Below are 18928 nucleotides of genomic sequence, written 5' to 3' on the forward strand. Positions count from 1 at the left end.
CGGTTTCCGCGCGGGCCCGCTCGGCTGAGTAGGGCCCGGGCGGTTTGGTCCGCGCGAAGACCAGTAGATAGACAATCATTCTTCGCTCCGCGGCCGTTTAGCGCTCTGCGGCCTTGACAGGCGCGAACGTGCAGACGAGCGTCCCGTCACCCGGCGGGGGCCCACCCGGGGGAAGGGCCAACCACAGAGCGGAGGTAACAGTGTTCGGTCGTACCCGAAGGGCTGTGAGCTGTCTGCTGGGCTTGCTGGTGATGCTGGTGCTCGCGCACCCCGCGCGAGCTGACGTCGTCAACATCGCTCCCGCCGCCGACTGCTTCTACAGCGAGAAGCAGGACGCCACCGATTGCACGGGTGACACGTTGACCGTGGGCGTGCAGGGAACCGACGCGGTCTGGAACTGGAACGCGTGGTTGCAGTTCGACGTGGACGCAAGCCTGCCGAGCGGGGCGCAGATCGCGTCCGCGACGCTGCACTTGCACGGAAAGTCGACCTCGGATGCGAACGGGGTGCCGCTGGCCGTCGGCCCTGAGATCGGCGCCGTGCAGGACACCGTCACGTTCGCCGACGGCGACGCTCCGCCCGCGTGGCACCGCTGGGACGTCACCGGCGCGGCGCGGGCCGCGACGACGGGCAATCTCTACCTCGAGCTGTTCCCGGAGGGCGGCTTCACGCTGGCGACGATGCGCTGGGACTTCGCGTCCGCGGACGTCTCGGTCCCCGCGCTGCGCCCATACCTGGAGGTGGAGTACTACCTGCCCTGCCCATCGGACCCGTTCGCGGCGGCGCAGTCGTCGTCGGCGTCGACGGTCTACGCCTGGAACAACGTCCTGCTCGACGCGTTCCGGTTCGACACGAGCCCTCGCCCGCCGACCCGGTTGTCGCGCGCGGCGGCGATGATGCACATCGCGGTCTTCGACACGCTGAACTCGGTGTTCTTCGCGAAGCTCGAGGCGCTCGCGACGGGTGACCCGGACGCGAACGAGACCTGCGGCTGGAAGCCCTACCAGGTGCTGGCCGAGACGCCCGCGACCACGAACGCCGACCTCGCGGCGGGGTTCGCGGCCCGCGATGTCCTGCTGGCGCTGTTCCCGAACCGCTCGACGCAGATCAACGCGTCCTTCACGAGCATCCACGGCAGTGGGCCCCACCAGAGCTCGGCGCAGGCGCTCGGCCAGTTCGTCGCCGCCCAGGTGCTCGCCGCGCGTGCCAATGACGGGTCCGGCGCATCGATGTCCTACACGCCGGACGCCTCGACGCCCGGCGCTTGGCGGCCGACCACGACGGCCTCGACGGAGGCGCCCTGCACCGCGGCCGTGTCGCCCGGATGGGGGAACGTGACGCCGTTCGCGCTCACGAGCGGCAGCCAGTTCCGGCGGACGCTGCCGTACGGGCTCACGACGTACTCGGCGCTGCTGGGCAGCCCGTTCTACGCGGAACAACTCAACGAGGTCAAGGCGAAGGGCCGCGCCACGGGCAGCACGCGCACGACGGACGAGACGAACGCGGCGTGGTTCTGGGCCAACGACCTCGACCTCACGTACAAGCCGCCGGGGCAGGTGCTGCAGCACACCTACGAGGTGGCGCAGACGCAGCCGGCGGCCGAGACGACTGGCAACGCGGACACGTTCCTGTACCGGTGGTCACAGCAGGGCATCCGCGTGTCGCGGCTGTTCGCGGAGATGTCGATCGCGATCGCCGACGCGGCGATCGCCGCGTGGGACCAGAAGTATCTGACGGCGGTCGACCTGTGGCGGCCGACGGATGCGATCCACGGCGCGGGCAGCGACGGCAACAGCGCGACGAGCGCCGACGCGAACTGGCAGCCGCTCTCGGCGGACCGGTTCGGCGTGCCGTTCCAGCCGTGCTTCCCGGCCTGGGTGTCGGGGCACGCGACCTTCGGCGGGACCTGGGCCCGGGTCATGGAGAACGAGTTCCGCCACACGGTCTCCGACGATCCCTTCCCGCTCACGTTGACGAGCGAGGACCCGCACGCGGTGTGGAACAGCCACACGCATCGGTCGTTCGACAGCTTCGCCGAGGCGGGCACCGAGAACGCGCTCAGCCGCATCTGGCTCGGCGTGCACTACCGCATCGACGCGGATGACGGCCTGGGCACGGGCCGCGCGGTCGCCGACCAGGTCACGGCGACCAAGCTCCGGTGGCGCCAGAAGTGCGAGGACTGGACCTGCACCACGCCCATCAGCTGAGCCGTTGCGGGGGGCCCGCGGTCGACGCGGGCCCCGCGCTCAGCTCAGCACTTGGTGGGATCCACGGCACCGGGCGGCTGGCACAGCGTGCGCGCCCGGATGTCCCTGCGGACGACCCGCAGCTCGCGGACCTTGCCGACGGCGTTCGGGGTCGTCACCGCGATCGTCACCCGCGCGCCGACGCGCAGCCGCTTGCGGAAGAGCTTGGTCAGCGACACGCTGCCCTTCGCCGACGTGGTGAGCGTTCGCGGGCGCGGGCAGCCCTTGTTACGGCCGGTGCAGTTGACGAGGACCGTTGCCCCGGCGGGGGCCTCGGTCACCCGCACGCTCGTCAGCTTCGACGACTTCGCGCCGTAGCGCGCCTTGAAGGCGACCGTCGCCGAGACGCGGCCGGCCACGTCACCCGCAGCGCAGTCCTGGTCGATGCCGTCGCCCGGGAAGTCGGTCGCGCCGGGGTACACGCGCGAGTTGGTGTCGTCGCAGTCGTTCGGCGGCGACACGCCGTCCTTGTCGGCGTCGACGGCCGGCGTGCTGGGGTTGGGCGCCGGCGTCGGCTGCGGGTTCGGCGGCGAGCCCCACAGGCCCGTGTAGGCCGGAGGCGTCCCGTGGGCGCCGTTGCAGGGCGGGGTTCCGCCCCCGAAGCTCCCGTAGTTGTCGCCACCGGAGGCGTCGAGCGCGCTCGCCCAGCCCCACTTGCCGTTCTCGGCCTGCGTCCAGCCGAACCAGTGGTTGCGGTAGCCCTCGGGCGAGTGCATGTCCCCGCCCTGCTGCTCGCACACGATCCAGTTGCGACCCTTCGGGAGGTACCCGACGGTCGTGGTCCCGACGGCGACGATCGCGCCGCCGCTGAAGCCGTCGCCGGCGCGGTACCAGTTGCACTCGAACTTCCCGCCGCCGATGTTGGTGCACGGAACCTCGGCCTGTCCCAGCGCCGGCTCCGCCACGGCGAGCGCCAGCAGCGCGCCCGCGATGAGTCCTGCCCTCATCGGGACGAGTCTGCCGGGTCCGGGTTGGGAGAACCTTGGGGGTGGCCGTACCCTGACACGGTGTCGACGCCCGCCGAGGTCAAGCAACGCCTGGACGCCGAGCGCGAGGGCACGCCGTTCGTGCTCTTCCGCGACGGTGACGGCGCGCAGCGGATCGCGCAGCTGAGCGGGACGACCACGATCGGCCGGCGCCCCGAGCGCGACATCCCGCTCACCTGGGACAGCGAGGTCTCGCGGCTGCATGCGCAGCTCGAGCCCGTCGGCCCGGACTGGGTCGTCAGCGACGACGGGCTCTCGCGCAACGGCACCTACGTCAACGGCGAGCGCGTGAACGGGCGGCGGCGGCTCAAGGACGGCGACCGGATCGTGGCCGGGGAGACCGCGCTCACCTTCCGGGCGCCCAAGGACGTCTCGGACTCGACCGCGGCGATCACGGTCGAGCACACCGTCCAGCTCACCGAGACGCAGCGCAAAGTCCTGGTGGCGCTGTGCCGGCCGTTGCAGGACTCCGCCTACGCGACGCCGGCGACCAACCGCGACATCGCGGCCGAGGTGCATCTCTCAGTCGACGCCGTGAAGGCGCACCTGCGGACCATCTTCGAGCGCTTCGGGCTCGACGACCTCCCGCAGAACCGCAAGCGCGCGCGGCTGGCGGCCACGGCGCTGGTCAACGGCGTCGTCAAGCCGCATGAGTTCTGAAAGCGACACTGGCCGATCGTTGTAGTGAACCGAGCGGTCCGATTGTCACAATGCGACGTGAGGAAGTAGCGAACCCCGCTGGGACGCGGGGTTTGGTCGTTTGGACGTAACTAGGAGGGTCTGCCCATGGTCGGGAGAGGGTCGCTGGCGGCGGTCGCCGCTTCAGCGCTGCTGTTGTCGGGAGGGAATCTGGCGTTCGCACACGACGAGATCCCGTCGTCGGACACCGCGCTCGTCGAGGTCTACGTCAACAGCGAGGCGGACGTGGACGCGCTGGTGTCCGCGGGGTTCGACCTCGCTGAGTACAAGCGGGTCGAGGCCGACGGCAAGATCGTCGTCAACATCGACGCGGACCCGGGCGAGCGCTCGGAGCTGCGCGCGAAGGGCTTCACCATCGGCCGCACGGTCGAGGACGCCGCGCACCGCGAGGCCGTCGCCGCCGAGCGCGACGCCACGCGCGAGCAGGACCAGGTCGCCAAGGACCTGGCGCGCAACGGCGTGCCCGCGGGCGGCGCCAAGATCGACGGCCGCCGGGCCGTGCCGCTGCCGGGTGAAACCGTCATCCAGCGCGCCAACCGCTTCACGAACTACGCCGGCACGTTCCTGTACGTCGAGGCCCACAACAAGGCCACGACCGCGCGCCGCGCGGTGGTCAACAACCGCAACGTCGTCGTCAACGACGGTCCGGTGCAGGCGCTCTCGTTCTCGACCGACGCCGGCGCCACCTACGGCGACGCCGTGACGATGAACATCTTCAACGACGGGGACGTCACGCCGCCGGTCTACATGTACCACCGGCACCTGATCCGCCTCACGGCCGCGCAGGCCGCGGTCCCGGCGGGCCAGCTGAAGGTCCGCGTGGCCTCCGCCTCCGGCGCGGCGGACGAGTTCCCCGTGACGGAGTGGCTCGGCGAGACGCTGCCGCCGCACGTGGCCAACTACCAGCAGGGCTTCTTCAACCGCTACCAGGACCCGACCGAGAACCGCGCGCAGCTGGACCAGCTGGCCGCCGAGTTCCCGGAGCTGGTCACCCCGGTCAACCTGCCGCACCTGTCGGTCGGCTACCAGCGCAAGGCCCAGACGGTCCTCGGCGCCTGGGCGGGCGCCGGCACGACCCAGAACCCGCTGGTCCCGTTCACCAACCAGACGGGCAACCTGACCGCGGCGGAGGGCGCCCGGGCGATCATCCTCACGTCCAAGGACTGGGGTCACCAGGGCGGCAACGGCATCTCGGCGCGGCTGACCGCTCCGACGACCGCCGACCAGGCGCTGCGCGTCACCGTCGCCGGCCGCGCGATCGTGGTCTCGCTCGCCACCAACGCCCAGGGCGCCGTCGTCAGCACGGCCAAGGACGTCGTCGACGCGATCAACGCCAACGCCGCCGCGACCGCGCTCGTCACCGCCTCCACCTACCGCGGCAACGCGGGCGCGGGCATCCCGCGCACGGGCGAGACGCTCACGCTGCGTGACTACCTGAACGCGCCCTCGCACGTGCAGAAGGGACCGTTCCAGCAGCGCGTCTACCGCATCGGCAAGCATCGCGACGGCTCCAAGGTCGGCGTCTTCCTCTACTGCCAGCAGCACGCTCGCGAGTGGACGACGGGCCTGACGTGCGTGGAGACCGCCGAGCGGCTCGTGCGCAACTACGGGCTCGACGCGCGCACCAAGGAACTGCTCGACAACGTCGAGGTCTTCGTGCTCGCCAACGTCAACCCCGACGGCGCGCACTACTCGATGTACGACTTCAACTCGCAGCGCCGCAACATGTCCAACCACTGCGCGCCGAACACGTTCCAGGACCCGCTGGCGCGTAACGCGTGGGGTGTGGACCTGAACCGCAACAACGGCGAGTACTCGCGCCTCGACGGCTACGCCGGTGCCGACTCGAGCTGCGTCAGCGACGTCTTCTCCGGCAACTCGGAGTACTCCGAGCCGGAGATCCAGAACGAGAAGTGGGTCGTCGACGAGTTCGAGAACATCAAGTTCGCGAACAACATCCACTCCTACGGCGGCTACTTCATGTGGGCGCCGGGCGCCTACAAGAACGACGGCAACCGCACGACGGCGCCGGCGCCGAACATCGGCATCGAGAAGTACTTCTTCGAGGCCGGGGAGCAGATCCTCGCGCGCATCAAGGAGCACCGCAACACGGTGATCCTGCCGGAGCGCACGGGCCCGATCGCGGACGTGTTGTACTCGGCCGCCGGCAACTCGGCGGACGACCAGTGGTACCGCAAGGGCATCATCTCCTACTCGTTCGAGACGGGGGCGGACCGCTTCCTGTCCACGTCGGAGGGCACGACCCAGCAGGCGACGGGCTTCCAGCCGTGCTTCAGCGGCCTCGGCACGGGCGGCCAGACGGGCACCTGCAACTCGAACATGATCAACGAGGGCCGCGACCAGGCCATGGAGTTCGCCTCCGGCAACTTCGGCATGGTCGAGTCCGCGTACGACTACGCCAAGGACACGACGGCGCCCAAGACGTCGATCGAGTTCTCGGCCAAGCAGACGATGGGCGAGCCGATCAACTTCCGGTTCAACTGGGACGACGAGGCGGCCGTCATCTACTACACGACCGACGGCTCGACCCCGACGCTGTCCTCGCGCACGTACGAGGCGCAGCGTGCCCGCGGGATCGGCGAGGTCCTGACCATCTCCGCGCTCGGCGTCCATGACGTCAAGTGGATGGCGGTCGACATCAAGGGCAACCAGTCGCCGGTCCAGAGCCAGCGCCTGCTGATCGCCGCCGACCAGGAAGACGGCACCGTGGGCGGCTCCGTGCCGGCCACCCTGGCGCTGAACGTCGACGGCGGCTCGTTCGGGCAGTTCATCCCGGGCGTCGCCCAGACCTACACCGCGGAGTCCACGGCCACCGTGATCTCCACGGCCGGCAACGCGACCCTGACGGTCGCCGACCAGAGCGCGAACAAGCCCGGCCATCTGGTCAACGGCGCGTTCTCGCTCGCCCAGCCGCTGCAGGGTCTCGGCGTCATCAAGACCTGGGACGCCCCGGTCTCCAACGACCGCGTCACGGTCACGCTCTCGCAGGCCATCGGTCGCGACGAGCCGCTCCGCACGGGCGCGTACAGCAAGACGCTGACGTACACGCTCTCGACGACGCAGCCCTAGTCGTCTGAGTCAAGGGTCCGGTCGTGGAGATCCCTCCACGACCCGACCCCCCGGCAGACCCTTCGCGTTTCTGGTTAGGAACCACGTGGATGCTCACCTCTGTGGGTGGGCGAGAGGGATTGACAGGAGGGTCTGCCCATGCTTGGGAGAACGTCGCTGGCGGCGCTCGCCGCGTCAGCGTTACTGGTGTCGGGAGGAGGTCTCGCGTACGCGCACGACGGCCTCCCGGGCGGTGACTCGTCGCTGATCGAGGTCCACCTCCAGAGCGAGTGGGACATCAACGAACTCGCCGCGGACGGTTTCGACCTCGCCGAGTACAAGCGGGTTGAAGACGACTCGATCGTCGTGGCCATCGACGCCACGCCGGCCGAGATCGGGGAGCTCAAGAAGCGCGGCTTCGGTATCGGCCGCACGATCGAGAGCCCGGAGCACCGCGCGGCCGTCGCCGCCGAGCGCGACTACCAGCGCGAGCTCGACAACCGCGCCCGCGGGTACGCCGAGAACGGCGTGCCGAAGAGCCGGTCCGCGGTCGCCCTGCCGGGCGAGACCGTCATCCAGCGCGCCGACAAGTTCACCAACTACGCCGGCACGTTCCTGTACGTCGAGGCGCACAACAAGGCCATCAAGCGCGTCGCGGGCAGCAACACCCAGTTCACCGGCCCGACGCTCCAGATGGCGTACGCGGGCCCCGACGGCGTGTACACCCCCGCCGCGACGGCGATGCCGCGCAACATCGACATCCAGCCGACGCCCGACGAGTACATGTACAACCGCCAGCTGATCCGGCTGACGGGCGCCGCGGCGAACATCCCGGCCGCGCAGATGACCGTCCGCGTCGCCGCGAGCTCGGGCTCCGTCGACACCTTCAAGGTCACGGAGTGGGTGGGCGATACCCTGCCGCCGCACGTCGCGGGCTACCAGAAGGGCTTCTTCAACCGCTACCAGGACCCGACCGAGAACCGCGCGCAGCTGGACAAGCTGGCCACCGACTTCCCGAACCTGGTCACGGCGGTCAACCTGCCGCACCTGACCAACGGCTACCAGCGCAAGTCGCAGGCCATCCTGTCCGGCACCGGCGACATCGGCACGGCGCCGCCGGCCCAGTACGGCGCGCCGCTCGTCGAGTCGACGGGAGAGATCACGGCCGCCGCGCCGGTCGCCTCGATCCCGTTCGACGGGACCGCCGGTCAGCGCATCTTCGCGACCGTGGACGGCATCCCGGGCGGCACCACGGACTTCATCTTCACGCTCAAGGATCCGGCGGGTCAGGTCATCGCCGGTCCGATCGACACGGGGACCAGCCCCGAGTTCATCACCCATCTGAACCTGCCCACGACTGGGACGTACAGATTCGAGGTCTCCGGCTACCAGGGCGCTCTCGGTGACTTCACGTTCAAGGTCCAGCCGGTCACGGTCTCGGCGGCCGAGGCCGCGGCGGGCGCGGTCGTACTCACCACCAAGGACTGGGGCCACCAGGGCGGCGACGACGTCACCGCCGAGATCAAGAACTTGGGCGCAGAGAACGCGCCGCTGTCCGTCGCCGTCACCGGCAAGGACATCATCGTCAACCTGGCGACCGACGCGTCGGGCGCGGCCACCAGCACGGCCGCGCAGGTCGTCGCCGCCATCAACGCCTCTCCGGCGGCGTCGGCGCTCGTGAGCGCCACGACCTATCGCGGCGCCCCCGGCGCCGGCGTGGTGCAGCCCCGCGCCAAGGTCAACCTTGACGACTTCCTCAACGCTCCCGACCACGTGACGCGCGGCCCGTTCCAGCAGCGCGTGTACCGGATCGGCTCCGTGCGGGACGGCTCCAAGGTCGGCGTGTTCCTCTACTGCCAGCAGCACGCCCGCGAGTGGACCACGGGCCTGAGCTGCGTCGAGACCGCGGAGCGACTGGTCAAGAACTACGCGACCGATCCGCAGACGAAGACGCTGATGGACAACGTCGAGGTCTTCATCGTGCCGAACATCAATCCTGATGGCGGCCACTACTCGATGTACGACTTCCACTCGCAGCGCCGCAACATGACCAACCACTGCCCGGCCAACACCTTCAGCGACCCGGCCGCGCGCGACGCCTGGGGCGTCGACCTGAACCGCAACAACGGCGAGTACTCGCCGTTCGACGGCTACTTCGGCGCCGACGTGGGGGTCTGCACGAGCGATCTGTACCCCGGCCCGGGCGAGTACTCCGAGCCGGAGATCAAGAACGAGAAGTGGGTCGTGGACAGCTTCCCGAACATCAAGTTCGCGAACAACATCCACTCCTTCGGCGGCTACTTCATGTGGGCGCCGGGCGCCTACAAGGACGACGGCAACCGGACCACCGCGCCGGCGCCGAACATCGGCATCGAGAAGTACTTCTTCGAGGCCGGCGAGAAGATCCTGGCTCGCATCAAGGAGCACCGCGGCACGGTGATCCTCCCGCAGCGCACGGGCCCGATCGCCGACGTGCTCTACTCGGCCGCCGGCAACTCGGCGGACGACCAGTGGTACCGCAAGGGCGTGATCTCCTACTCGTTCGAGACGGGCGCCGACCGCTTCGTCTCGGTCGGTGGCGGCCTCGCGCAGGTCTCGACCGGCTTCCAGCCCTGCTTCGCCGGCCCGGGCACCTACGGCGGGTCCAACCCGTACTTCGGCTACGCCACCTGTGAGGACTTCCCCGAGCTCATCAACGAGGGCCGCGACCAGGCCATGGAGTTCGCCTCGGGCAACTACGGCATGGTCGAGTCCGCGTACGACTACGCGATGGACACGACGCCGCCGAAGACGTCGGTCGAGGTGTCGGCCACGGAGACCGGTGGCGACCCCGTCAACTTCCGGTTCAACTGGGACGACGAGGCCGCGGTCATCTACTACACGACCGACGGCTCCACGCCGACCCTGGCGTCGGCCAAGTACAACAACCAGCGCGCGCGCTCGATCGGCGAGGTGCTCCAGATCACCAAGCTCGGCGCGAGCGAGATCAAGTGGTTCGCCGTGGACATCAAGGGCAACCAGTCCGCGGTGCAGACCAAGCGCGTGCTCGTGGGCGCCAACGAGGAGACGGGCACCGTCAGCGGCACCGTGCCGGCCACGCTCGCGCTCTCGCTCGGGACCGCTCCGGCGTTCGAGCCGTTCGTCCCGGGTGTCGACATGACCTACACGGCGTCGACCAACGCCAAGGTCACGTCAACGGCCGGCGACGCGACCCTCACGGTCACGGACCCGAGCCCGACCCACACCGGCAAGCTCGTCAACGGCGCGTTCGCGTTGGCGCAGCCGCTGCAGGGCCTCGGCGTCGTCAAGACGTGGACGGGCCCGACGTCCAACGAGGACGTCCCGATCGAGTTCAAGCAGACGATCGGTCGCACCGACCCGCTGCGGACCGGGACCTACAGCAAGACGCTGACGTTCACGCTGTCCACGACGAACCCGTAGACACCTGGCCGTTGGTCCGGGCGTGGAGACATTTCCACGCCCGGACCAAGGCGTCCACTTCCTGATTCTGGTCAGATCGCGCCTGGAGGGCTGTCACGTGAGTGACACCACGAGGGATCAGGAGGATCTACATGGTTGTTAGAGGGTTAGGAGCGCTGCTCAGCGCATCGCTCGTGCTGGGGCTTGGAGCGCCGGTCGCGCTCGCGAGCTCGGAGCAGAAACTGGTGCTCGTCGAGCACTCCGAAGCGATGATCGAGGCGCTCGAGAGCAAGGGCTACGACGTCGGCTACGTGACCGACCACACCGAGGCCGCGGTGTACGTGGACGACGCGGGCGAAGCGCGCCTGCGAGCCGAGGGCTATCGCCTCGGCGACGTGGTCGCGAGCCAGCAGAACTTCGAACAGCGCAAGGCCGAGATCGCGGCGACGAAGGACGCCGAGGCGGCCGCCGCCGAGGTGGCCAAGAACGGCCTCAGCAAGTCCGCCAAGTCCAGAGGTGCGGTCAACGTCCCCGGCAAGGTCGTCATCCAGCGCTCCTACACGTTCTCGAACTACGCCGGGCGCTTCCTGTACGTCGAGGCACACAACAAGGACCACACGGACACCACCGGTCCGGCGATGTCGTTCACCTACACGGGCCCGAACGGCACGTCGCAGGTCTACAACCTGTCCAACCCCGGTCCCCAGAACGCGCCCGGCATCACGCCGGACGGCCCCGACGCGGAGATCGGCGGCAACAAGATCCGCGACACCGACGCGGGCGCGGGTGCGCAGTACATGTACCACCGCGCCCTCGTCGCGCTGCGCGGCGCGGACGCCGGCTTGCAGGCGAGCCAGATCTCGGTGCGGGTCGCCGACGCCAACGGCGCCTTCGACACAGCCACGCCGACGGAGTGGACGGGCAAGGCGCTGCCGCCGCGCGTCGCCGGGTTCCACAAGGACTTCATCACGAAGTACATGGACCCGACCGAGGTCTACAACCGCATGGACCAGCTGGCGCAGGACAACAGCGGGATCATGGAGGCCATCAACCTCCCGCATAAGACGAACGGGTACCAGCGCCAGGCGAACGTGATGCTGGAGGGCACGACGGTCAACCCGAGCGCTACCACCGGCCTGACCCCGAACCCGTCCACCGGCAACAGCGCGGCCAACGCCGCGTCCCGCGCGCGGGCGGTCCAGCTGTTCTCGAAGGCCATGGGCCATGAGGGCGGCAACAACATCACCGCGGAGCTCAAGGCACCGCCCGCCGGCACGCTCAACGCGCCGCTGTCGGTCACCGTGACCGACGGCACGTGGGAGGAGGTCGACCCGGCCGACACGAACGCGGCCGACGGGTTCACCCGCATCCAGGTCCCGGTCAAGGACATCACGGTCAACCTGGCCACGAACGAGGCCGGCGCGGTCATCACCACCGCCAAGCAGGTCGTGGACGCGATCAACGCCAGCCCGGCTGCGAACGCGCTCGTGACGGCGTCCACGTTCGCCGGCAACGCCGGCGACGGCGTCGTGGTGCCGACCCCGAACCGCTCGTACAACTTCCCGCTGGGCACGACCAACACAGGGCAGACGTACGCGAGCAGCCGACTGCGCCTGATGGACGGCATCCGCGGCGGCACGGTCTACTGGACCGGCAACGCCACGGCGACCCCGCCGACGCTCACCCGCAACGACGCCCGCCACGTGACCCGCGGCCCGTTCCAGCCGAAGGTCTACCGGATCGGCAAGGACCGCTCCAACAACGCGGTCGGCGTCTTCCTGTACTGCCAGCAGCACGCCCGTGAGTGGGTGACGCCGATCACGTGCGTGGAGACCGCGCAGCGGCTGGTCACCAACTACGCGACGGACCCCACCACCAAGGAGTACGTCGACAAGCTCAACATCTTCATCCTCCCGTCGGTCAACCCCGACGGCGGCCATGCGTCCTTCCACGAGAACCCGGGCCAGCGCAAGAACCTGACCAACTACTGCTCGCCCACGGAGAACGGCGGCGGCGCCGGCTCGCGGTTCCAGTGGGGCGTCGACCTCAACCGCAACAACACGGTCGGCACCCTGTATCAGGGCTTCGACGGCGCGAGCACGCTGTGCACGAACGACGTGTTCACCGGCTTGGAGTCGGGGCCCGGTTCGGGGATCCCGCGCACGGAACCCGAGATCGCGAACGAGCACTGGGTCGCGGACACGTTCAAGGGCATCAAGTTCGCGAACAACATCCACACCCACGGCGGCTACTTCATGTGGGCGCCGGGCGCCTACAAGGACGCCGGTCGCGAGACCCTGCCGGCGCCGAACATCGGCATCGAGAACTACTTCTTCGACGTGGCGGACACGATCCTGTCGCACATCCGCTCTTCCCGGAACACGGCGATCCTCCCGCAGCGCGTGGGGCCGATCGCCGACGTGTTGTACTCCGCGGCGGGCAATTCCTCCGACGAGGCGTACTACAAGCGCGGCATCATCGGCTACTCGTTCGAGGCGGGCGCCGAGCGCCTGTCGGTGTCGGACACCGGCGCGATCTCGCGCATCTCGGTCGGCTTCCAGCCCTGCTTCGGCGGCCCGGGCACGCACGGCGGCTTCAACGACAACAACCAGGCCGAGAGCGGCCGCTGCGTGTTCCCGAACACGAACACGCCGAACCCGTTGCTGGTCAACGAGGGCCACGACTCCACGATGGAGTTCGCCGAGGGCAACTACGGCATGATCGAGGCCGCCCTCGAGTACCACGAGGACGCCACCCCGCCGCAGACCACGATCGAGTACTCGGCCGCGCAGACGAGCGGCGAGCCGATCAACTTCCGGTTCAACTGGCTCACCGAGCCCTCGGTCATCTACTACACGACCGACGGCTCTGACCCGGTCATCGTGCCCGACAACAAGACGACGCCGGCCGACGAGAGCTGCGCCAACACGTCGACGACGGGCACCCGTTGCTACAACAACCAGGGCCCGCGCATGCCGGGCGAGGTCCTGACGCTCGGCCTCGGCGCCCACACCGTCAAGTGGACGTCGGTCGACATCAAGGGCAACCGCGAGGCGGTCAAGTCCCAGCGGTTGCTGGTCGCGGCTGACGACGCCGAGGCTCCGGTCACCGGCACCGTCCCGGCGACGCTGGCGTTGTCGCTCGGCGCGTTCACGCCGTTCGACCCGTTCATCCCGGGCGTCCCGCGGGACTACACCACGTCCGCCGCCGCCGACGTCATCTCGACCGCCGGCAACGCGACGCTGTCCGTCTCCGACGGCGGCGCCAACCCGGGCCACCTGATGAACGGCACGTTCAAGATGGCCCAGCCGCTGCAGGCCTCGGCCAGCAGCATGGGCGGCACGGCCGCCGCGGGCGGCGCGCTCGGCGCCGGCGCGCGGGCGCTCATGAACTACAGCGCGCCGGTCTCCAACGACCGGGTCACGCTGACCCTCAAGCAGCCGATCGGGACCACCGATCCGCTGCGCACGGGCACGTACAGCAAGACGCTCACGTTCACGCTGAGCACGACGAGCCCGTAGATCGCTCCATCGGTCAGCCCGTCCCGGCCCTCGGGGGCCGGGGCGGGCTGCGCTTTGAGCCGCTTTCCTTGTCTAGGCCATGGTGAGTGCGTGGCGGCCGGCACCAGCCCAACCACGGCGTCTTCGTCGGAGAGGACCCGCTCAACTGGACGCAGGAGCCGACCGAGGACACCGAGACCTTCTATGACTCGACCGAGGCGGGCGCGAGCGTGGCGCCGGAGCTCGTCGTCGAGTTCTCGGTCACCGCGTGTCCCGCGAACTCGTACACGGCCGCGCAGGTCACGTCCGAGGACTCGGTCTACTAGTGGAACGAGGTGCTGCTCGACGTCATCCGGGCGCACACCCCGTTGACGGGGGGGGCACGCCGCCCACCCGCATCTCGCGCGCCGCGGCGATGCTGCACGCGGCGATCTTCGACACGATGAACTCGGCCTTCTTCGCCGAGCTCGAGGACGGCGCGACCGGCTCGCCGTCGGCCGCCGCCCAGTGCGGCTGGGAGCCGTTCGTCGTGCTTGCCGACGCCGAGCCGGACATTGACGCAGCGCAAACGACGACGACGCCGGCTGTTCGCGCTCGTCTCGGCCGGGATGGCGGACGCCGCGATCGCCGCCTGGGACCTGAAGTTCCTGACGCCCGTCGACCTGTGGCGACCGAGCACCGCCATCCACAACGCCGCCTCGGTCGGCAACGCGGGCACTCAGGCCGACACCAACTGGCGGCCGCTGTCGCACGACCGCAACGGCGTCTCCTTCGATCCTTGCTTCCCGGCCTACGTGTCGGGCCACGCGACGTTCGGCGGCGCCTGGAGTCGCGTGCTCGAGGACGAGTTCAGCGGCACCGACTACACCAACCCGTTCCCGCTGACGCTGACGACCGAGGACCCGCACGCCACGCTGGCTCCGCCGGCCGTGGGCTTCGTGACCCGGAGCTTCGACAGCTTCACCGAAGCCGCGGAGGAGAACGCTCTCAGCCGCATCTGGCTGGGCGTCCACTATCGGATCGACGCGACCGGCGGACTCGCCACCGGGCGCAGCGTCGCGACCGATGTGGGCGCGAGTGCGCTCCGCTGGACCCAGAAGTGCGCTGGCTGGACCTGCGGGGAGGCCATCCCGTAGGCCGTCTCCGGCCGGTTTCCCCCGCTCGGGGGGAGACCGGCCGCGTGTCGGAATGAGAACACGTCGCGCCGCATCCGCGTCACCGCGCCGGAACGAAGCTCCCACGCCTACCCCCATTTCGGGGAGTTTCGTGAAGTTCTTGATCCGATCTTGAGTTCAGGCGGTACGCTGGCCCGAGCTTGAGGGCTAAAGGCGCTCGAGTGGGGAACCGATGTAGGTGGAGACCGCGCCGGGGACATCGTCTGCGGACGGTGGGCGAGGAACTTCCACTCAATCGACGTACGAGGACACGTGTCGCTGAATCTGGGCATTCTGCTCGCGCTCGCTTGCGCGATCGCTACGCAGCTGGGCTTTCTCTATAAGCACAAGGGCGCCAACGAGGCTCCCCTGGTCGACGTCAAGCACCCCTTCCGCACGGCCAAGCAGTTGTGGTCGTGCAAGTGGTTCGCGATCGGCATGGGCATCGCCGCCGGCGCGTGGCTGTTGCACGTGGCCGCGATGACGATCGCCCCGCTGTCCGTCGTCCAGGCCGTCCTGTCCACCGGCGTTGTCATCCTCGCCGTGCTCGCCGACCGCATCTTCGGCTTCAAGGTCGGCATGAAGCAGTGGATCGGCGTCGCGATGACCGCCCTCGGCCTCGTCCTGCTCGTCATCACGCTTCCCGGCGGCTCGCACGGCTCGCACTCGGCGTACTCGCTCGCCGGCATGATCGCCTTCGAGGGCGGCCTGCTCGTGATCGGCGCGATCCTGATCGGCGGCAAGCGCCTCGGCGTGCCGCACCACCACCACGGCATCATGCTCGGCGCCGCCGCGGGCATCCTGTTCGGCGTCGGCAACATCGCCATCAAGGCCCTCACCGGCGCCGGCGGCCTCGAGGGCATCATCACCTCCCCGTGGCTCGCCGTCGCCGTCATGTCCTCGGTCATCGCCTTCTACACGAGCGCCCGCGGCATGCAGGAGGGCGAGGCCGTCCCGGTCATCGCCGCCACCTCCACGGCCGCCAATGTGGCCAACATCCTCGGCGGGATCATCGTCTTCGGCGACCCGATGCCGCAGGACACCGTCGGCATCGCCGTCCAGGCCTTCGCCTTCGTCCTGGTCATCGCCGCCGCGCTCCTCACGCCGCCGCCGGTCCGCGCCGCGGCCGCCAACGGCGCGCCCGCGTAGCGCTCCGGGCGCCAACGCCCCGTTGGCGCGTAAGCTCGCAATGTGTTGCCGCTCCGGGAGCTGCTGGAGGATCTGGCCCTGCAGGTCGTGGCCGGCGCGGCCGGGCTCGACCGCGCGGTGCGCTGGGTGCACATCTCCGAGCTCGCCGATCCCACGCCCTGGCTCTCGGGCGGCGAGCTGCTGCTGACGACCGGCCTCGGTGTGGGGGATGGGCGCGAGTACGTCGAGCGGCTCGTCGCGCACGGGCTCACGGGCCTGGGGTTCGGCACGGGCTTCTCGCACGAGCGGGTTCCGCCGGCGCTGCGCGAGACCGCGGACGCGCACGGCTTCCCGGTCTTCGAGGTGCCGTACGAGACGCCGTTCATCGCGATCACCGAGCGCGCGGCGTCCCTGCTGGTCAACGAGCAGTACGCGGTGCTGCGGCGGGCGCTCTCGGCGCACGAGCGGCTCGAGCTCGTGGTGCTGTCCGAGCGCGGGCTGGACGGGCTGGCCGGCGCGCTGGCGAAGATGATCGCCGGGCCGGCGCTGATCCTCGACGCGCGTGGCGAGCTCCTCACCTCCCGCGGGCGCGTGGACCCGGCGCCGATCCAGGGAGAGTTGCGCGCGCGGCTGCAGGGCGGCGTGCGGCGCGGCTACGCGCCCGAGACGCTTCCCGGCGGGATCGCGCTGCCGGTCTCGCGCGGCGACGGGGCACCCGAGGCGTGGCTGGTCGCCGCGCGCGAGCACGGGCCCTTGAACGAGCTCGACCGGCTCACGCTGCACCAGGCCGTGACGCTCGTCGCGCTCGAGCTGCTGCGCCGGCGCGTGATCGACGACACCGAGCGGCGCCTCGCCGGAGACGTGCTGAGCGCGCTCGTGAGCGGCGACCTGGCCGGGGCCGAGCTCGCGCGCCGGCTGCAGCCGTTCGGGCTTCGCGGGCGCGCCGGCGTGCTCGTCCTCGCGCCCGCGCGCGGCGTGCGCGCGGGCGTGGAAGCGATGCTCACCGTGGCGGTGCGCGACGAGGTCGGCGGCGGGCTGGTGGCCGGCGCGGACGCGTTCGTGTGCGCGCTGGTGCCGGCGCGCTCTGACGAGGACCTGTTCGCGCTCGCGCGGCGCCTGCTCGCGCGCGTGGAGCGTGAGGGGGGCGTGGCCCTGCCCGCGGGCGCCGGGCGGTGCGTGGAGGCGGGGGAGCTGCGGCGCGGGTTCCATGAGGCGCGCTGCGCGCTGGAGGCACGCGCGCTCGCGGCCAACGGGGGCGGGGCGGAGCCCGGGCTGGCCACCTACCGCGACCTCGGCTCCTTCCAGCTGCTGCTCTCGCTGCAGGACGACGACGCGCTGCGGCTGTTCTGCGACTCGATCCTGGGCCCGATCGAGGACTCCGAGGGCGCCTACGGGGGCGAGCTGATGCGCTCGCTGGAGGCCTTCATAGAGTGCAACGGGCAGTGGGAGCGCGCGGCCAAAGCGCTCTTCTGTCACCGTCACACGCTGCGCTACCGGATCCGACGCGTGGAGGAGCTGACCGGCAGGTCGCTGGACTCCGCCCGGGACCGGATCGACTTCTGGCTCGCGCTGCGCGGGCGCGAACTCGTCCAACCTGAGAGGTAACTAGCGATGAAGGTCGGCGTCCCCACCGAGATCAAGACCGATGAGTACCGGGTTGCACTCACGCCCGCCGGTGTCCGCGAGTTAGTCGAGAACGGCCACGAGGTGTTCATCCAGGCGGGCGCGGGTGAGGGGTCGGCGATCACGGACGCCGAGTACACGTCGCAGGGCGCGCGGATTCTCCCGGACGCGGCCGCGGTGTTCGCCGAGGTCGACATGATCGTCAAGGTCAAGGAGCCGCAGGCCGTCGAGGTCGCGATGCTCGAACCGCGCCACACGCTCTTCACCTACCTGCACCTGGCGCCCGATCCCGAGCTCACGCGCGGCCTGGTCGAGTCGGGCGCGACGTGCGTGGCGTACGAGACCGTCGAGGACACACGCGGGCGGCTGCCGCTGCTGGCCCCGATGAGCGAGGTGGCCGGCAAGATCGCCACGCAGGCGGGCGCGTTCATGCTCGAGAAGCCGCTCGGCGGCCGCGGCATCCTGCTCGGTGGCGTGCCGGGCGTGGCGGCGGCCAAGGTGATGATCATCGGCGGCGGCGTGGTCGGGATGAACGCGGCCTTCATCGCGCTCGGGATGGAGGCCACGGTCTACGTCTACGATCGCAACATCGACCGCCTGCGCGAGCTCGACATCGCGTTCGGCGGGCGCGCGGACACGTGCTACGCGTCGACGCTGGACATCGAGCAGCGCCTGCCCGAGGTGGACCTGGTGATCGGCGCGGTGCTCGTGCACGGCGCCAAGGCGCCGTTCGTGATCCGGCGCGAGCAGCTGGCGCTGATGAAGCGCAGCGCCGTGCTCGTGGACGTCTCGATCGACCAGGGCGGGTGCTTCGAGACCTCGCGGCCGACGACGCACAGCGATCCCACGTACGAGGTCGACGGCGTGCTGCACTACTGCGTCGCGAACATGCCCGGCGCGGTGCCGATCACGTCCACGCGCGCGTTGACCAACGCGACGATGCCCTACATCGTGCATGTCGCCAACGTGGGAGCCAAGCAGGCCGCGGCCGAGAATCCGGGGCTCGCGAAGGGCGTCAACGTGGTCGGCGGCAAGGTGACGTACGCGCCGGTGGCCGAGGCCACGGGGCTCGACTACACGCCGCTCGAGCAGGCGTTCTAGAG

12 protein-coding genes are annotated in these 18928 nt (G+C 70.0%); 10 read left to right on the forward strand and 2 right to left on the reverse strand.

The features are described from left to right. Positions 1-224 precede the first annotated feature (224 nt). Positions 225-2207, forward strand: coding sequence for a phosphatase PAP2 family protein (locus OJ962_RS19405; protein WP_202955626.1), 1983 nt, complete (start codon positions 225-227; stop codon positions 2205-2207). Between the two features lie 44 nt (positions 2208-2251). Here the strand turns inward: OJ962_RS19405 and OJ962_RS19410 are convergent, their stop codons facing one another. After that, positions 2252-3193, reverse strand: coding sequence for a putative metal-binding motif-containing protein (locus tag OJ962_RS19410; protein WP_202955627.1), 942 nt, complete (start codon positions 3191-3193; stop codon positions 2252-2254). A gap of 60 nt (positions 3194-3253) precedes the next feature. Here OJ962_RS19410 and OJ962_RS19415 point away from each other — a divergent pair, with 60 nt between their 5' ends. The 5 genes from OJ962_RS19415 to OJ962_RS19435 all read left to right on the forward strand — a co-directional run bounded on the left by OJ962_RS19415 (position 3254) and on the right by OJ962_RS19435 (position 14246). Then, positions 3254-3892 carry an FHA domain-containing protein gene (locus OJ962_RS19415; protein WP_202955628.1) on the forward strand — a complete coding sequence of 213 codons (639 nt, stop codon included), beginning with the start codon at positions 3254-3256 and terminating at the stop codon, positions 3890-3892. A 126-nt stretch (positions 3893-4018) separates the two neighbouring features. Beyond that, positions 4019-7021: a M14 family metallopeptidase gene (locus tag OJ962_RS19420; RefSeq protein ID WP_202955629.1), complete on the forward strand. Its 3003-nt coding sequence runs from the start codon at positions 4019-4021 to the stop codon at positions 7019-7021. A gap of 138 nt (positions 7022-7159) precedes the next feature. Then, the gene (locus tag OJ962_RS19425; RefSeq protein ID WP_202955630.1) at positions 7160-10441 is read left to right on the forward strand and encodes a M14 family metallopeptidase; all 3282 of its coding nucleotides are present in this window, start codon (positions 7160-7162) and stop codon (positions 10439-10441) included. A gap of 131 nt (positions 10442-10572) precedes the next feature. Then, a complete protein-coding gene (locus tag OJ962_RS19430) occupies positions 10573-13941 on the forward strand; it encodes a M14 family zinc carboxypeptidase (RefSeq protein ID WP_202955631.1) in 3369 nt (1122 codons plus the stop codon). Between the two features lie 86 nt (positions 13942-14027). Next, positions 14028-14246: a hypothetical protein gene (locus OJ962_RS19435; RefSeq protein ID WP_202955632.1), complete on the forward strand. Its 219-nt coding sequence runs from the start codon at positions 14028-14030 to the stop codon at positions 14244-14246. Between the two features lie 22 nt (positions 14247-14268). Here OJ962_RS19435 and OJ962_RS19440 read toward each other — a convergent pair whose 3' ends face one another. Then, positions 14269-14475 (reverse strand): hypothetical protein, encoded by a 207-nt coding sequence (locus OJ962_RS19440; RefSeq protein WP_202955633.1) that lies wholly within the window; start codon positions 14473-14475, stop codon positions 14269-14271. Here OJ962_RS19440 and OJ962_RS19445 point away from each other — a divergent pair. The 4 genes from OJ962_RS19445 (at position 14475) to ald (ending at position 18926) form a co-directional block, all read left to right on the forward strand. Then, positions 14475-15056 carry a vanadium-dependent haloperoxidase gene (locus OJ962_RS19445; RefSeq protein ID WP_202955634.1) on the forward strand — a complete coding sequence of 194 codons (582 nt, stop codon included), beginning with the start codon at positions 14475-14477 and terminating at the stop codon, positions 15054-15056. The two genes, OJ962_RS19440 and OJ962_RS19445, sit on opposite strands and share 1 nt — an antisense overlap. Before the next feature lie 291 nt (positions 15057-15347). Continuing rightward, positions 15348-16223, forward strand: coding sequence for a V-type ATP synthase subunit I (locus OJ962_RS19450; RefSeq protein WP_202955635.1), 876 nt, complete (start codon positions 15348-15350; stop codon positions 16221-16223). A gap of 42 nt (positions 16224-16265) precedes the next feature. Next, positions 16266-17807, forward strand: a complete 1542-nt coding sequence (locus OJ962_RS19455) for a PucR family transcriptional regulator (RefSeq protein WP_202955636.1) — start codon at positions 16266-16268, stop codon at positions 17805-17807. Positions 17808-17813: 6 nt separating this feature from the next. After that, positions 17814-18926 carry an alanine dehydrogenase gene (gene ald, locus OJ962_RS19460; protein WP_202955637.1) on the forward strand — a complete coding sequence of 371 codons (1113 nt, stop codon included), beginning with the start codon at positions 17814-17816 and terminating at the stop codon, positions 18924-18926. Positions 18927-18928 lie beyond the last annotated feature (2 nt).

This window comes from Solirubrobacter deserti (assembly GCF_027587175.1).
GTDB classification, from domain to species: domain Bacteria; phylum Actinomycetota; class Thermoleophilia; order Solirubrobacterales; family Solirubrobacteraceae; genus Solirubrobacter; species Solirubrobacter deserti.

Bases quoted from the DNA above. Each gene is read 5' to 3' on its own strand.
- OJ962_RS19425 (WP_202955630.1), top strand. From the start codon at position 7,160: ATGCTTGGGAGAACGTCGCTGGCGGCGCTCGCCGCGTCAGCGTTACTG.
- OJ962_RS19440 (WP_202955633.1), bottom strand. From the start codon at position 14,475: ATGTCCGGCTCGGCGTCGGCAAGCACGACGAACGGCTCCCAGCCGCAC.
- OJ962_RS19420 (WP_202955629.1), top strand. From the start codon at position 4,019: ATGGTCGGGAGAGGGTCGCTGGCGGCGGTCGCCGCTTCAGCGCTGCTG.
- ald (WP_202955637.1), top strand. From the start codon at position 17,814: ATGAAGGTCGGCGTCCCCACCGAGATCAAGACCGATGAGTACCGGGTT.
- OJ962_RS19430 (WP_202955631.1), top strand. From the start codon at position 10,573: ATGGTTGTTAGAGGGTTAGGAGCGCTGCTCAGCGCATCGCTCGTGCTG.
- OJ962_RS19410 (WP_202955627.1), bottom strand. From the start codon at position 3,193: ATGAGGGCAGGACTCATCGCGGGCGCGCTGCTGGCGCTCGCCGTGGCG.